The 15,740-nt window shown below is 63.0% G+C and carries 12 protein-coding genes and 1 pseudogene; 7 read left to right on the top strand and 6 right to left on the bottom strand.

Annotated elements, in window-relative coordinates; genetic code table 11:
* Positions 1-339: 339 nt before the first annotated feature.
* The 5 genes from P3T16_RS29235 (at position 340) to nagE (ending at position 7,716) form a co-directional block, all read left to right on the top strand.
* On the top strand, positions 340-1,074 hold the full coding sequence (locus P3T16_RS29235) for a GntR family transcriptional regulator (RefSeq protein WP_429254874.1): 735 nt from the start codon (positions 340-342) through the stop codon (positions 1,072-1,074).
* Between the two features lie 63 nt (positions 1,075-1,137).
* Positions 1,138-2,241 carry an N-acetylglucosamine-6-phosphate deacetylase gene (nagA, locus tag P3T16_RS29230; protein WP_429254873.1) on the top strand — a complete coding sequence of 368 codons (1,104 nt, stop codon included), beginning with the start codon at positions 1,138-1,140 and terminating at the stop codon, positions 2,239-2,241.
* Positions 2,234-3,241: an SIS domain-containing protein gene (locus P3T16_RS29225; protein WP_429344934.1), complete on the top strand. Its 1,008-nt coding sequence runs from the start codon at positions 2,234-2,236 to the stop codon at positions 3,239-3,241. Before nagA ends, P3T16_RS29225 begins: the two co-directional genes overlap by 8 nt.
* A gap of 39 nt (positions 3,242-3,280) precedes the next feature.
* Positions 3,281-5,839 carry a phosphoenolpyruvate--protein phosphotransferase gene (gene ptsP / locus P3T16_RS29220; RefSeq protein WP_429344910.1) on the top strand — a complete coding sequence of 853 codons (2,559 nt, stop codon included), beginning with the start codon at positions 3,281-3,283 and terminating at the stop codon, positions 5,837-5,839.
* Between the two features lie 110 nt (positions 5,840-5,949).
* Positions 5,950-7,716 (top strand): N-acetylglucosamine-specific PTS transporter subunit IIBC, encoded by a 1,767-nt coding sequence (gene nagE, locus P3T16_RS29215; protein ID WP_429344909.1) that lies wholly within the window; start codon positions 5,950-5,952, stop codon positions 7,714-7,716.
* Between the two features lie 226 nt (positions 7,717-7,942).
* On the opposite strand, the pseudogene cydX reads toward nagE, so the two are convergent.
* The 5 genes and pseudogenes from cydX to rpoH form a co-directional block, all read right to left on the bottom strand.
* A pseudogene (gene cydX / locus P3T16_RS29210) lies at positions 7,943-8,026 on the bottom strand (cytochrome bd-I oxidase subunit CydX); the annotation flags it as partial.
* 62 nt (positions 8,027-8,088) lie between these two features.
* Entirely contained in the window at positions 8,089-9,225 is a 1,137-nt protein-coding gene (gene cydB / locus P3T16_RS29205) for a cytochrome d ubiquinol oxidase subunit II (RefSeq protein ID WP_429344908.1), read from the bottom strand.
* Positions 9,226-9,259: 34 nt separating this feature from the next.
* Positions 9,260-10,852 carry a cytochrome ubiquinol oxidase subunit I gene (locus P3T16_RS29200; protein WP_429254869.1) on the bottom strand — a complete coding sequence of 531 codons (1,593 nt, stop codon included), beginning with the start codon at positions 10,850-10,852 and terminating at the stop codon, positions 9,260-9,262.
* Positions 10,842-11,105: a cytochrome oxidase putative small subunit CydP gene (gene cydP / locus P3T16_RS29195; RefSeq protein WP_429254868.1), complete on the bottom strand. Its 264-nt coding sequence runs from the start codon at positions 11,103-11,105 to the stop codon at positions 10,842-10,844. The genes P3T16_RS29200 and cydP overlap by 11 nt, the downstream gene beginning before the upstream one ends.
* 299 nt (positions 11,106-11,404) lie before the next feature.
* Entirely contained in the window at positions 11,405-12,340 is a 936-nt protein-coding gene (gene rpoH / locus P3T16_RS29190) for an RNA polymerase sigma factor RpoH (protein ID WP_429254867.1), read from the bottom strand.
* 357 nt (positions 12,341-12,697) lie between these two features.
* Here rpoH and P3T16_RS29185 point away from each other — a divergent pair, with 357 nt between their 5' ends.
* Positions 12,698-13,258 (top strand): acyloxyacyl hydrolase, encoded by a 561-nt coding sequence (locus P3T16_RS29185; RefSeq protein ID WP_429254866.1) that lies wholly within the window; start codon positions 12,698-12,700, stop codon positions 13,256-13,258.
* Between the two features lie 49 nt (positions 13,259-13,307).
* On the top strand, positions 13,308-13,691 hold the full coding sequence (locus P3T16_RS29180; RefSeq protein WP_429254865.1) for a nuclear transport factor 2 family protein: 384 nt from the start codon (positions 13,308-13,310) through the stop codon (positions 13,689-13,691).
* Between the two features lie 134 nt (positions 13,692-13,825).
* On the opposite strand, the gene leuA is transcribed toward P3T16_RS29180, so the two are convergent.
* On the bottom strand, positions 13,826-15,487 hold the full coding sequence (leuA, locus tag P3T16_RS29175) for a 2-isopropylmalate synthase (protein ID WP_429344907.1): 1,662 nt from the start codon (positions 15,485-15,487) through the stop codon (positions 13,826-13,828).
* Between the last annotated feature and the right edge of the window lie 253 nt (positions 15,488-15,740).

Genomic DNA, 15,740 nt, shown 5'->3' with positions numbered 1-15,740 from the left:
CAGGCATCACTATATGTGATCCCGTCCCTTATAAAAACCCGCGTCACAACTACAATGCTCGCGCTGGTACTAAAAAGGTATCTGCCTGGCTGCGAGTGGGCTCTTTCGATGCAGACCAGTTGGCGATTTTGTACCTCAAAAATACGTCCATACGGGTAAATCCCGATCTCGCGCATCTGTCGGAACAGGTCACAAAATCAGCATTAAACCCTTTGATATCAACGGTTTGTCGGAATAAGGCTGCCGCAATTCAGCATGGTTTGACTGGTATTATGTTGGTTATATAATGGGCTCCACTTTCAAGAAGCCGCGCTCTCGTTTACCGACCGCCGGAGCCCCATGGAAACTCGCTGGTCCGCCCTGATGCCTGACGTTCGCAACGTCACGCCGCTCTACCTGCAGCTCGCACGCAATCTCGCGACAGCGATCCATTGCGGCGTCTGGTCGGCCGGCGAGGCTTTGCCGTCGGAGCGCACGTTGTCCGATGCAATCGGCGTATCGCGCATCACCGCGCGCAAGGCGATCGAACTGCTCGTCGAGCAGGGTTTGATCCGTCGGGCGCGCGGCGCGGGCAGTTTCATCACGCCGCGCGTCGAAGATCCGCTCTCCCGTCTGACGGGCTTCACGAAGAAGATGGAGCAGCGCGGCTTCCGGCCCGATTCAGTGTGGCTGGAGCGCGAAATCCGCGCAGCAAACCGCGAGGAAGTCGTGCATCTTGGCCTCTCGCCCGGTGCGCCTGTCGCGAGCCTGCGGCGACTGCGCCGTGCCGACGGCATCGTGATGGCGGTCGAGCACTCAGCGCTTCCGGCTTCGATCGTGCCGGATCCGCAGGCCATCGGCCTTTCGCTCTACAGCTATCTGGAGCAGCGCGGCATGGCCGTGGTCCGCGCGTTGCAACACTTCCGCGCAGTCAACGCGACAAGCGAGATCGCCGGCCTGATGGACATCGAGCCGCGCACCGCGCTGCTCGTGATCACGCGCATCGGCTACAGCGCCGACCAGCGCGCGATCGAACTCACCGACACCTATTGCCGCGACGACTACTACGACTTCGTCGCTGAATTGCGGCAGTAGCGCGGGACCTGGAATCAAGCAGACTCAGTCATGGAAATGCACGACGCATCATCAGAGAGACACATGCTGACCGGAAACATACTCACCACTGACGGCTGGATCAACGGCACGGTCGAATTCGAAAACGGCCGCATCACGTCGCTGAAAGGCGACCGCACCGATCCTGCCACGAACGACGATCCGTACATCCTGCCGGGCTTCATCGATCTGCACGTGCACGGCGGCGGCGGCTCCGACGTCATGGAAGCCGGCAACGCGATCGAAACGATCACCCGCACGCACGCGCGCTTCGGCACGACGAGCCTGCTCGCCACCACGATGACCGCGCCGCGCGCCGAACTGATGAACGTCGTCGCGAACCTCGGCGATGTGACGCGTATGCGCACGCCAGGCGGCGCGCGCGTGCTCGGCGTGCATCTGGAAGGGCCGTACATCAACCCCGGCAAACTCGGCGCACAGCCTGACGCTGCAGTCTCCGCCGTGCTCGACGAAGTGCTGAAGTATCTGTCGATCGCGCCGATCCGTGTCGTCACGCTGGCGCCGGAAATCTCCGGTCATATGGACATCATCAGCGAGATGGCGGCGCGCGGCGTACGCGTGCAGCTCGGCCATTCGCTCGGCACGTACGACGACGCCGTCGCCGCGCTGAAACACGGCGCGTGCGGCTTCACGCACCTGTTCAACGCGATGTCGCCGCTGCATCACCGCAATCCTGGCATTGTCGGCGCCGCGCTCGCGCATGCCGAATTCGCCGAAATCATTCCTGACCTGCTGCATGTGCATCCGGGCGCGATCCGCGCCGCGATGCGCGCGATTCCGCGTCTGTATGTGGTCACCGACAGCACGTCGGCGACCGGCATGCCGGACGGCGAATATCGCCTTGGCAGCCAGCACGTCACGAAGTGCCTCGGCGGCGTGCGTCTCGCCGACGGCACGCTCGCCGGCAGCACCCTGACGATGGATCAGGCGCTGCGCAACCTCGTTTCGCTCGGCCTGCCGATGGCCGATGTTTCAAACCGTCTGTCGCGCTACGCCGCCGACTACCTTGGCATCGAAGACCGCGGCCGTATCGCGCGCGGCGCCTGGGCCGATGTCGTCGTGTTCGATCGTGAACTGGCGTTGACCGCGACTTACGTCGAAGGAGAATCGATTGTCGAATATGCTTGATGAAGCGTTGGCATCCGCCGACGTGGTCGCCGCGCAGCTCGCGGATACGTCGCGTGTCGAAGCCCTCGCGCGCAAACTCGCTGAATTGCCGCGTCACGTCGCGCTGACGGTCGCGCGTGGCAGTTCAGATCACGCAGCGAGTTACTTCGCAAGTCTGACGATGAGCCGCCTCGGCGTGCCGGTCGCATCGCTGCCGATGTCGGTTGCGACGCTGCAGCAGGCACCGCTTCAGGTGCGCGACCAGCTCGCGCTCGCGTTCTCGCAGTCGGGCAAGAGCCCGGATCTGGTCGGCACGATGATCGCATTGCGCGACGCTGGCGCGCTGACGATTGCCGCGGTGAATGCGCCGTCGTCGCCGCTGGCTGATGCGTGCGAATTTCATCTGCCGCTGCTGGCCGGTCCCGAACTGAGCGTCGCCGCAACGAAAAGCTATATCGCGATGCTGTCAATGTCCGCGCTGCTGGTCGCACACTGGCAACGCGACGAAGCCTTGCTGAAAGCGCTGAACACGTTGCCCGATGTGTTGCGCAAAGCCGGCGCGCTCGACTGGACGAAGGCCGTCGAAGAACTGCGCGGCATCGAACGCATGATCGTGATCGGCCGTGGTCTCGGTCTCGCGATTGCACAGGAAGCGGCGCTGAAGCTGAAGGAAACGTCGGGCATTCAGGCGGAAGCGTTTTCGAGCGCGGAAGTGCGTCATGGTCCGATGGAACTGATCGACCAGGACTATCCGCTGCTGGTGTTCGCACCGCGCGGACCCGAACAGGCGGGCCTGATCCAGCTCGCGCGCGACATGCAGGCACGCGGCGCACGCGTGCTGCTCGCCGCGCCGGCCGACGTGCCGGAAGCGACGTTGCCGCTCGTCTCCACCGATCATCCGGCGCTCGATCCGATCGCTGCGATTCTTTCCTTTTATGTGATGGCTGACGGCCTTGCCGCCGCACGTGGACGCAATCCCGATGCGCCGCGCCATCTGAATAAAGTCACCGAAACTCACTGATCGAGATAGCAGATGCGACGTGTCGAGGAGTCCCGTTTGATGAGCCATTCCAAAGGCCCTATTGTTTTGCTCGCGCCGCTGACCGGCCCGGTCGTACCGCTCGCAGATGTACCCGACCCGGTGTTTTCGGGCGGCATGTTCGGCGACGGCATTGGTGTCGATCCGCTCGTCGGCCGGCTGGTTGCGCCGTGCGACGGCGTGGTCACGCATCTCGCGCGCACCGGCCACGCACTTACGCTGGCAACGGCTGAAGGCGCTGAAATCCTGCTGCATATCGGCATCGACACGGTCGAGCTGGCCGGAAAGGGCTTCACGTCGAAGGTGCCGCAAGGCGCGACGGTGCGTACCGGAGATGTACTGATCGAATTCGACCTGGACTATGTTGCATCGACGGCGCCGAGTCTCGTTTCGGTGATCGCGATCGCGAATTCGGATGCGTTCGAAATTGTCGAGCGTCCGGTTGCGGGCATGCTGAAGGCCGGTGAAAGCCCGCTGTTCACGCTGCGCGCGCGTGGCGGAGCAGCTGCCGAAGCATCGCGTCAGGCGACGAACGTGACCGAGGAGTCGCGTCAGCAGATCACGCTCGCGCACGCTGGCGGCCTGCATGCGCGGCCTGCGGCGCGCGCTCGCGAAGCAGCGCGTGGTCTCGATGCGCGTGTCGAGATCCGCTTCGAAGGACGCAAGTCGGCGATTGAGAGTGTCGTGGGTTTGCTCGGCCTCGGCGCCGGTGAAGGCGCGACGATCGAGATCCTCGGCGTAGGCCCGCAAGCTGCGGCCGCAGTCGAAGCGGTCGCGCATGAGTTGTTGCGCGAAGCGCATGGCGAAGTCGAAGAAAAACCGGCACGTCAAAGCTCGCCTGCGCCGGTTCAGGTCGCGCGTGCGGCGGGCGAAACGCTCGCGCCGAACACGCTCGCCGGCGTGTGCGCAGCGCCCGGTATTGCGGTTGGCAAGATCGTGCGTTGGGACGACGCCGATCTCGATCCGCCTGAAGTCGCAAGCGGTACGTCGGCGGCGGAAAGCCGTCTGCTCGACAAGGCGCTCGCCGCAATCGATGCAGAACTGAACACGACCGTGCGCGAAGCATCGCAACGCGGCGCTGTCGGCGAGGCGGGCATTTTCGCGGTGCATCGCGTGCTGCTCGAAGACCCGACGCTGCTCGACGCCGCGCGCGATCTGATCAGCCTCGGCAAGAGCGCCGGCTTCGCGTGGCGCTCGGCGATCCGTGCGCAGATCGCCGTGCTCTCGAATATCGACGACGCACTCCTCGCCGAACGTGCCGCCGATCTGCGCGACATCGAAAAGCGCGTGTTGCGCGCGCTCGGGTATTCGAATAGCGCCGCGCGTGTGCTGCCCGACGAAGCCGTGCTCGCTGCGGAAGAGTTCACGCCGTCAGATCTGTCATCGCTGGATCGGACCCGCGTCACGGCGCTCGTGATGGCACGCGGCGGCGCGACGTCGCACGCGGCGATCATCGCGCGCCAGATTGGCATTCCGGCGCTCGTCGCTGTCGGCGACGCGCTCTTTGCCGTACCCGAAGGCACGCAGGTCGTGGTCGATGCGAGCGCTGGCCGTCTCGAACATGCACCGACGGCGCTCGACGTCGAACGTGCGCGCACCGAGCGACAGCGTCTGGCTGGCGTGCGTGAAGCGAACCGTCGCACGTCCCAACAGGCGGCGGTCACCAGCGACGGCCGCGCGATCGAAGTCGCTGCAAACATCGCGACGCTCGACGACGCGAAGACCGCCGTCGACAACGGCGCCGACGCCGTCGGCCTGCTGCGCACCGAACTGCTCTTCATCCATCGCCAGGCTGCGCCGAATGTCGACGAACATCGACAGAGCTATCAGACGATCGTCGACGCACTGAACGGCCGCACGGCGATCATCCGCACGCTCGACGTCGGCGCGGACAAGGAAGTCGACTACCTGACCCTGCCGCCGGAAACGAACCCGGCGCTGGGCCTGCGCGGTATCCGTCTCGCCCAGGTGCGCCCGGATCTGCTCGACGACCAGTTGCGTGGCCTGCTCGCCGTGCAGCCGCTCGGCGCCGTGCGCATCCTGCTGCCGATGGTCACCGATTCGGGTGAACTCGTTCGCCTGCGCAAGCGCATCGACGAACTGGCGCGCGAAGCCGGTCGCACGGATGCGATCGAAGTCGGCGTGATGATCGAAGTGCCGTCGGCGGCGCTGCTCGCGGACCAGCTTTCGCAGCACGCGGACTTCCTGTCGATCGGCACCAACGACCTCACGCAATACACGCTCGCCATGGACCGCTGCCAGCCGGACCTCGCCGCGCAGGCGGACGGTCTGCATCCGGCGGTGCTGCGTCTGATCGACGCCACCGTGAAGGGCGCGGAAAAGCACGGCAAGTGGGTCGGCGTGTGCGGTGCCCTGGCGGGCGATCCGCTGGCAGTGCCGCTCCTCGTCGGCCTTGGCGTGACTGAGCTTTCCGTGGATCCGGTGTCGGTGCCGGGCATCAAGGCGCGGGTGCGCAACCTCGATTATCAGCTGTGCCGTCAGCGCGCCCAGGATGCCCTGGCGCTCGATTCGGCGCAGGCGGTAAGGGCAGTGAGCCGCGAAGTCTGGCCACAGGACTGAACCCCATACAGTCCGCGACAGCCTTCGCAACACGAAGACGCAAAAGACGTAATGCAATGACGTAGGCAATAACTACGACCTCGACTCAACGAAGGGAATTGGAGATATCAATGGATGGGAATCCGTTTCTGAAGATTCAGCGCCTCGGTCGCGCGCTGATGCTGCCGATTGCAGTGCTGCCGGTTGCCGGCCTGCTGCTGCGCCTCGGCCAGCCCGATGTGTTCAACATCAAGATGATCGCCGACGCTGGCGGCGCGATTTTCGACAACCTGCCGCTGCTGTTTGCAATCGGCGTGGCAGTCGGTTTCGCGAAGGACAACAACGGCGTCGCGGCGCTGGCAGGTGCAATCGGCTATCTCATCGAGATCGCCGTGATGAAGGACATCAACGACAAGCTCAACATGGGCGTGCTGTCGGGGATCGTGGCGGGTATCGTCGCGGGGCTGCTGTACAACCGGTACAAGGACATCAAGCTGCCCGACTACCTCGCGTTCTTCGGAGGGAAACGCTTCGTGCCGATTGTCACCGGGGTTGTCTGTCTGGCGATAGGCATCGTGTTCGGCTATGTGTGGGCGCCGGTTCAGGCCGTCATCGACCTGGCCGGCCACTGGCTGACAACCGCGGGCGCAATCGGCGCGTTCGTATTCGGCGTGCTGAACCGTCTGCTGCTGGTCACCGGTCTGCACCACATCCTGAATTCGCTGACGTGGTTCGTATTCGGCTCGTTCACGCCGCCGGGCGGCGCTGCGGTGACGGGCGACCTGCATCGCTTCTTCGCAGGCGATCCGACGGCCGGAACGTTCATGACGGGCTTCTTCCCGGTCATGATGTTCGGTCTGCCGGCTGCGTGTCTCGCGATGTTCCATGAAGCACCGAAGGAACGCCGCGCGCTGGTGGGCGGCCTGCTGTTCTCGATGGCGCTCACCTCGTTCCTGACGGGCGTGACGGAGCCGATCGAATTCAGCTTCATGTTCCTCGCACCGGTGCTGTATGTGATCCACGCGCTGCTGACGGGCCTCGCGCTCGCGATCTGCTCGGCGCTCGGCATTCACCTCGGCTTCACGTTCTCGGCGGGCGCGATCGACTACGTGCTGAACTACGGTCTGTCGACGAAGGGCTGGATGGCGATTCCGATCGGCATCGTGTACTCGGTGGTGTACTACGGCCTGTTCCGCTTCTTCATCCGCAAGTTCAACATGGCGACGCCGGGTCGCGAGCCCGCTACGGCCGATGCAGACGGTGAAGTGGAAACGTCGTCGGGCGGTCTTGCGGCTCCCGCAGCGGGTGTCGCCGCGACGCGCGCGCAACGTTACATCGCCGCTCTGGGTGGCGCGTCGAACCTGACGCTCGTCGATGCATGCACGACGCGTCTGCGTCTGTCGGTGGTGGATTCGAACCAGGTATCGGAAGCGGATTTGAAGACTGTCGGCGCGCGCGGCGTGCTGAAGCGCGGCGCGACCAACGTGCAGGTCATCATCGGACCGGAAGCGGACATGATCGCCGACGAAATCCGCACGACGATCGATCAGGGTGGTGCGCTGGAAGTGAAGCCGGCTGCCGTGGCTACACCGGTTGTAGCCGCTTCGGGCGGCGTTGCGGCGGAAGGCGGTCCGCTGGATCCGGATCCGGCGCGCTGGCTGGCTGTGTTTGGTGGCGCGGGCAATGTCGTCTCGATCGACGCCGTCGCAGCGACGCGTCTGCGTGTCGTGGTACGCGATGCGTCGGCGGTGGATCGTCAGCGTCTGAACGCGCTGGACGTTGCATGGGTGACGGACGATACGTTCCACATCGTCGTCGGCCAGGCTGCAGCGCGCTACGCGCAGCAACTGGCGACGCGCCTGCCGGCAACGGGCGGAGCAGCGGTAGAGCCTGCCTAAGGTTTAAGCGTTAAGCTTTAAGCTGATGAAATGAAAAGAGCGGCGCCTTTTTTGTGGGCTCCGCTCTTTCGTTTACGGTTCGGTTTTTCCGCGTTGTCGAGTTCCGGTTTCCGCATCCGGGCCGGCGATGCGGACGCGGACAACAACGTCGCGTTCAATCCGCTCGCGAAGACGTATGCGAGTCCTGACCGTGCTTCGTTGCAGCCGCCGCTGCTGCCGCCACAGGACGCCGCGCTTCAAACCACATCACGTTAATGATGCCGAACGCGAGTGCCACACCGATGCCGAGAATCCAGCTGAAATACCACATCACAAGCTCCTTCGAATCCGTTCCGGACGACGCCCGTTTCTACGCGAGCGCCGCGTTGATGTTCAATACAACGAATGGGTGTTTTCTTCGATCGCTTTCGCTGTCACCTTGCCGCGCATCACGCGATACACCCAGCTCGTGTAGATCAGGATCAGCGGCAGGAAAATAATGACGGCAATCAGCATGATCTGAAGCGTCATCTGGCTCGACGTCGAATCCCAGACGGTGAGGCTGCTGCGATTGTCGAGCGACGAAGGCATGATGAACGGAAACATCGAGAAACCCGCCGTCAGGATCACACCAATGATCATCAACCCGGTCGAGACAAACGCGGTCTTCTCGAAGCGCGAACTGGCCAGCGCCAGCGCGAGCACGCCGCCGACAATGCCGACGACCGGCGCCGCGATCATCCATGGATACGTCGAGTAGTTGGTCAGCCACAGTCCAGGTGCGCCGATCACGCTCTTCAGGAGCGGATTGGCGACGGTATCGAGCGGTGCGGCATCGACGATCTGATAGCCGCCGATCAAGGTCGCGATCAGCAGACCGGCGATCAGGAACAGCGCAACGGCGGCCAGCGACGTAATGCGCAGCGCCACCGACGCGCGTCGCGCCACGATGCCATCCGTTTTCATCTTGACGAACGCCGCGCCGTGCGCCGCGAGCATCGACGCACTGACAAGCCCGCACACCAGCGCGAACGGATTGAGCAGCGCGAAGAAGCCGCCGTGATACGTCACGCGCAGATCGGTATCGAACTCGAAGGGCACGCCTTGCAGCAGGTTGCCGAACGCGACGCCGAACACGAGTGCCGGCACGAAGCCACCGATGAACAGACCCCAGTCCCACGCCGTGCGCCAGCGCGGATCCTCGCGCTTGTTGCGATAGTCGAAGCCGACCGGCCGGAAGAACAGCGCGAACAGAACAAGCAGCATCGCGAAATAGAAACCGGAGAACGATGCCGCGTACACCAGCGGCCAGGCCGCGAACATCGCGCCGCCTGCCGTGATGAGCCAGACCTGATTGCCTTCCCACGTGGCGCCGACCGTGTTCACAACGATGCGTCGCTCGCCGTCGGTCTTGCCGATGAAGGGCAGCAGGATCGCCGCGCCCATGTCGAAGCCGTCAGTGAGCGCGAAGCCGATCAGTAGCACGCCGATCAGCACCCACCAGACCAGTTTGAGGGTTGCGTAATCCATGATGAATTTTCCCGTTGAACAGATTGGTGGTGAATTACGCAGTGGGCTTGCCAGCCAGTGCCGGCGCCAGCGTGTCCTGCTCGTGGTGATAGCGGCCCGTGTGCAGCGACGACGGACCCAGACGCGCGTACTTGAACATCAGCATGATCTCGATGATGAAGAGCGCCGTGTAGAACACCACGAAACCGGCGAGGCTCAGATACAGATCGCTGGGCTGCAGGCTCGAAGCGGACAGCGACGTCGGTAGAATGCCCGCGATGGTCCACGGTTGACGGCCCACTTCAGCGACGATCCAGCCGAACTCGGCCGCAAGCCACGGCAATGGGATCGCCCACACGGCCCAGCGCAGGAACCAGCGGCGTTTGTCGAGCAGCAGCGAGCGTTGCGCGCAGAACCAGAATGCGAGCACGAACGTCGCGAGGAACAGGATGCCGAGGCCGACCATCAGGCGGAACGAGAAGAACACCGGCGCGACGGGCGGGATCGTCTTCTTAGCGGCCTGCCTGATCTGATCAGGCGTGGCGTCAGTGACGTTGGTCGTGAACTGCTTGAGCATCAGGCCGTAGCCGAGGTCGGCCTTGTGCGCGTCGAACGTCGCGCGGGCTTCGTCGGTGTCGTCGCCGCTTTTTAGCTGCTGCAACGCGCCGTACGCGAGCATGCCATTCCTGATGCGCGTTTCGCTATGCGCCATCAGGTCTTTCAGGCCGAGCACCGGTTCATCGAGCGAACGGGTCGCGATGATGCCGAGTGCGTACGGTACCCGGATCGCATAGTCGGTTCGCTCTTCCTGCTGGTTCGGAATACCGAAGATCGTGAACGGTGCAGGCGCGGGCGCCGTTTCCCATTCTGATTCAATGGCAGCAAGTTTGACCTGCTGAACTTCACCCGTGCGATAGCCGGATTCGTCGCCGAGCACGATCACGCATATCGTCGACGCGAGACCAAAGCCTGCCGCGATCGCAAACGAACGCAATGCAAATTCTGTATCGCGACGCTTCAGCAGATACCACGACGACACACCGAGCACGAACATCGACGCTGTCACGTAACCCGCCGACACCGTGTGGACGAACTTCACCTGCGCGACCGGATTGAACAGCACGTCGAAGATGCTCGACAGTTCCATCCGCATCGTTTCGTAGTTGAAGTGGGCGCCGACCGGATTGTTCATCCAGCCGTTCGCGACCAGAATCCACAGCGCCGACAGATTCGACCCGAGCGCGACCAGGAACGTGACGGTCAGATGCTGCACTCTGGACAACCGGTTCCAGCCGAAGAAGAACAGGCCGACAAAGGTCGACTCCAGAAAGAACGCCATCAGCCCTTCGACGGCCAGCGGCACGCCGAAAATATCGCCGACGTAATGCGAGTAGTACGACCAGTTCGTGCCGAACTGGAACTCGAGCGTGAGCCCGGTCGTGACACCCATCGCGAAGTTGATCCCAAAGAGCTTGCCCCAGAACTGGGTCATGTCCTTGTAGATCTGCTTGCCGGTCATCACGTAGACCGACTCCATGATGACGAGCAGCCACGAAAGGCCGAGCGTCAGCGGTACGAACAGGAAATGGTAGAGCGCCGTAACGGCGAACTGTAAGCGCGAAAGATCGACGACTTCGCTAGCGGGCATGAGTATCACCTTGAGACGGATGCGATGCGGGAATGGCGAGTAGCGCCTGCGCGACGACCGCGGGCGGCAGCGACATGTGCTCCGCCTGCGGATGATTGAAGAATGCGTATTTGAGGATCATCAGCAGCGCGAACTTGATCGCGAGCACGATGACGATGTCGCGTGCGAAGGTCGGGCCGCGCGCCCATGCGGTGCAACGCGCGCGCAGGCTTCGGTGAGCAGCGGGGGTCCTGTGATTCAGCGTTATGGTCATGATCGGTCGATGACGGCTCCATGAGAGGAATGCCGGTCGGGCCGCATGGCGCGGCCAGGCAATGCATAACGGAATTTTAGGAGCGGGCCAGTCGACGCGGGCGTTCCACGCTGCGGCATACGGTCGCGAAGGCGAACCCGCGAAACCAGTATCACCGCGCTCTTTGCGTTGCGTCAACTAAAAGGGCGCGACTGTCCCGGAAATGACTCGGGAATTGAGAGGCAGACAAGAAAAAGCCCCGCCATCTTTCGAAGGCAGGGCCTGGTGTGCTACATGTGCCGAACAAACCGGCTGGCGCGTTACGCGTATTCGCTCAATGCGCCGCGCATTTTCTTCATCGCGCTCGCCTCGATCTGACGGATACGTTCCGCCGACACACCGAACTCATCAGCGAGTTCGTGCAGCGTCGACCCACCCGAACCGTCGTCTTCGACCTTCAGCCAGCGTGCCTCGATGATGCGGCGGCTGCGGGCGTCGAGCGCTTCGAGCGCACTGGCGATGCCGTCGCTGTGCAGCTTGTCGCGCTGACGTGCGGCGAGTACGGCCGTCGGCTCGTTGTGCGAATCGGCGAGCCAGGCGATCGGCGAATACGCTTCTTCACCGTCCTCGACCTGACCTTCCAGCGCGATATCGCCACCGGACAGACGCGTTTCCATCTCGGCCACTTCTTCGCGCTTCACGTTCAGTTCCGTCGCGAGGCCTTCGATTTCCTCCGGTGTGAACGCCTGGAAACCCTGCTTGTGGCTGCGCAGGTTGAAGAACAGCTTGCGCTGCGCCTTGGTGGTGGCGACCTTCACCATGCGCCAGTTGCGCAGGATGTATTCGTGGATCTCGGCCTTGATCCAGTGCATCGCGTACGAAACCAGACGCACGTTCTGCGACGGATCGAAGCGCTTCACGGCCTTCATCAGGCCGATGTTGCCTTCCTGGATCAGGTCTGCATGCGGCAGGCCATAGCCCAGGTAGTTACGCGCGATCGACACGACAAGCCGCAGGTGCGACAGTACCAGACGGCGGGCGGAACCAAGATCGTTCTGCTCGCGAAATTCGGTGGCGAACTGGCGTTCTTCCGCCGGCGTCAGCATCGGAATCCGGTTAACGGCCTGGATGTAGGCGTCGATATTGCCCAGCTGGCCGGGCAGCAATGAAGAATGCGCGAGCGCCAGTGCACCTGCCGGAGCGGCCTTAGCCGACGACGGGCTCAGAGTACTCGGAAGGGTCAGTGCATTGCTCACGTAAGAAACTCCTATGGAATCAACCAAAAGCTCAGTCAGAAAACGACTCCCGTGGATGTTAGCACTCTGGTAACAGGAGTGCTAATACTTAGAGGCCGTAGGGACTTGAGAGTTCCGTAAATCCTATCGAAACTTGATGTTCAATAGCATCGTACGCCAACTGCAAAAACTTTGCTTGGCCCGTACAATTTACCCGTCGCGGTAGAGAACGCGATAGAACGACCGGTTTTCGTCTTATCTAAAGGAACTATTTGCGTCAATCCCTTCTCTTGGATAAGGTTCTTTTTTAACCGGCTTATCTCGAAAACGTTGGCAACCGCCTCGCGGCGACCCTGAAGATTGGGCAGAGGGTGTTCAATGAAAAAGAAAAACTCAAGTCTCGGCCCGGCGCTTCGATGCGCGTTCGTTCTGGGGCTGCTGACCTTTTCGGGGCTGGCCGCCGCGGATCAGTTCGGGGTTCAGGTTGCGGGCGGGATGGCCGATCATCACGTCAACAAGCTTGATCTCGGCGTTGTCTGGGATCCGGATCTGACGTGGTGGGAGATCGGCGGGTGGCATTTTTCGCTGATCGGCGAGGCGCACGTCGCGTGGTGGCACAGCAGTGAGGGCGACGTCCACAAAAACACCGGCGAACTCGGCGTCACGCCGGTGATCCGCTTCATCAAGGGTTCAGGCTGGTTCCGGCCGTTTATCGAGGCGGGCGTCGGCGTGCGTGTGCTGACCAGTCCGACGATTTCCCGCTCGTACACGCTATCGACGGCGTTTCAGTTCGCGGATATGGCGGGCGTCGGCGCCCAGTTTGGCGACCGTCAGCAGTACGCGGCGGGCTTTCGTTTCCAGCATATGTCGAACGCCGGTATCAAAGAGCCGAATCCTGGTATAAATTTCACCCAGCTATATCTGCAATACAACTTCTGACGATCGGCGTTGCCGCGCGCGGCGCCCTTCGATGCAAGGGGGCTGAGCGATGGCGGCAAAAGTGATCGAGGCGATTCGCGGGCTGGAGCGGGACCGCTTTCGCGCGATGGTCGACGGCAACGGTGAACTGCTCGACACGCTGCTGTCGGACAACGTGATCTACGTCCATACGAACGGCAAGCGCGAGTCGAAGCAGCAGTTCATCGACGCCATCACGGCCGGCCGCCGTCGTTACCGTCAGATCGAGATCCAGTCGCAGGACGTGATCGCGGTGGGCAATGAGACCTGCGTTGTCACGGGCCGTGCGCTGATCGAGATGGAAGCGAACAATGGCGCGCTGCTCTTCCCGATCGCGTACACGGCGATCCAGACGCAGGAAGCGGGCCGCTGGCGTCTGATCGCCTGGCAGGCGACGCGCTGCGCGATCGAGTGAACCCGGTAGGTTCCATCGCCAGGCCGCCTTGTGAGCCGCCTGGGCGCGTTACGCGTGACGTTGCGTCATGTTTCGACGCTTCGGCACTGGGTGTGTCGCGTGTCAGCCGTTTTTTCTGACGCTTACCTCTACGCCTACGCTGCGACCCGCCGGTCGACCGGCGCCCATACCGCGCGGTTGACACCGCTGACGACCGCATCGACGACCGCAGTCGCATCGTCCTCGCTCACGCCAACGCCGTACCGTACCGGCTGCTCGTCGACGCGGCAGCCGACAAACGCCGCGACGCGGCCGTCCGTCGTCCGCAGGCTTTCATACGACGTGATTTCGATCGACTGACCCGCGGCCGTCGTCATCGCCCGTGCCACAGACTGCGCGTGCGATTCGCCGCCGCTTTCGGCGCGTGCATCAGCCGATCCGACGACGGTCACGTCGCGGTTCTCCCAGCGTACGGTCGACGCGGTGACGCGCGCCGCCGGGCCGTCCGTATCGAAGTATTCCCGTGCGAAGAGCGCACAGATCGCGTCGCCGGTGACTTCGACGCCGGATTGATCCGCGACCGTCTGCACGGCGTGGCTGAACTCGATCTGCACGCGACGCGGCGGCGTGAAGCCCATACCGCGCTCCAGCAGATACGTCGAGCCGCCCTTGCCGGACTGGCTGTTTACGCGGATGACCGCGTCGTAGCTGCGGCCGAGGTCGGCCGGATCGATCGGCAGGTACGGCACTTCCCAGACGGCGTCGGGCGCCTGCTGGGCGAAACCCTTGCGGATCGCGTCCTGATGCGAGCCGGAGAACGCCGTGAACACGAGATCGCCCGCGTACGGATGGCGCGGATGTACCGGAATCTGGTTGCAGCGTTCAACTACGCGACGCACCGCGTCGATATCGGAGAAATCGAGGCCCGGATCGACGCCCTGCGTGTACAGGTTCATCGCGAGCGTGACGATATCGACGTTGCCGGTGCGCTCGCCGTTGCCGAAAAGACAGCCTTCGACGCGATCGGCGCCCGCCATCAACGCAAGTTCGGCGGCGGCGACAGCCGTGCCGCGGTCGTTATGCGGATGCACCGAGAGCACGATGCTGTCGCGATAGCCGAGGTTGCGGTCCATCCATTCGATCTGGTCGGCGAACACGTTCGGCGTGGCCGCTTCGACCGTCGCGGGGAGGTTGACGATCATCTTGTGATCGCGCGTCGGACGCCACGTCTGCGCGACCGCGTCGCACACTTCGCGCGCGAAGGTGAGCTCGGTCATGCTGAACGTTTCCGGCGAATACTGGTAGATCCAGTGGGTCTGCGGGCGCGCGTCGGCGTACTGGCGGATGATCCGCGTGCCTTCCACTGCCAGCGCCTTCACCTCGTCCTTCGACTGGTTGAACACGATCTTGCGGAACGATGGCGCGATCGCGTTGTACAGATGCACGATCGCGCGCGGCGTGCCTTCGAGCGCCTCGAACGTGCGCGCGATCAGTTCTTCGCGCGACTGCACGAGCACTTCGATGGTCACATCGTCGGGAATGCGGTTTTCGTCGATGAGCTTGCGAACGAAATCGAAGTCGGTCTGCGAAGCCGACGGAAAGCCGACTTCGATTTCCTTGAAGCCAATGGCCACCAGCGTCTCGAAGAATTCGAGCTTCTGCGCGATGCTCATCGGCTCGATCAGCGACTGGTTGCCATCGCGCAGATCGGTGCTCATCCAGACCGGCGCACGCTCGATCGTGCGGCCCGGCCATTTACGGCCGGTCAGGCGGACGGCGGGAAAAGGGCGGTACTTCTCAGCAGGGTTGCGCAACATGGTGAGCCTCGTTCGTTGTGTCGTGTTCGTATGTGTCTGCGTGTAAAGGGATGTAGCGGCGGCGCGCTGCACTAGCGGCGGCGCGCTTCCCTTAGGGGCACGGTCCGCCAGCCGGTGGCTGGCGGTAGCAACGAACGGGCGCGAACGAAGAAGGTCATCGCAATGATGACGCTGTTGACGGCGATGGCTTGTGCCCATGCAACGTGCATTTTGACCTCGCGATTCATCCGAAGGATAAACGGACGAACACTGA

This window comes from Paraburkholderia sp. GAS42 (assembly GCF_050436565.1).
Classification (GTDB): Bacteria; Pseudomonadota; Gammaproteobacteria; order Burkholderiales; family Burkholderiaceae; genus Paraburkholderia.
The sequence above is the reverse complement of the archived record's forward strand: the minus strand, read 5'-3'. Positions and strand labels throughout refer to the sequence as shown.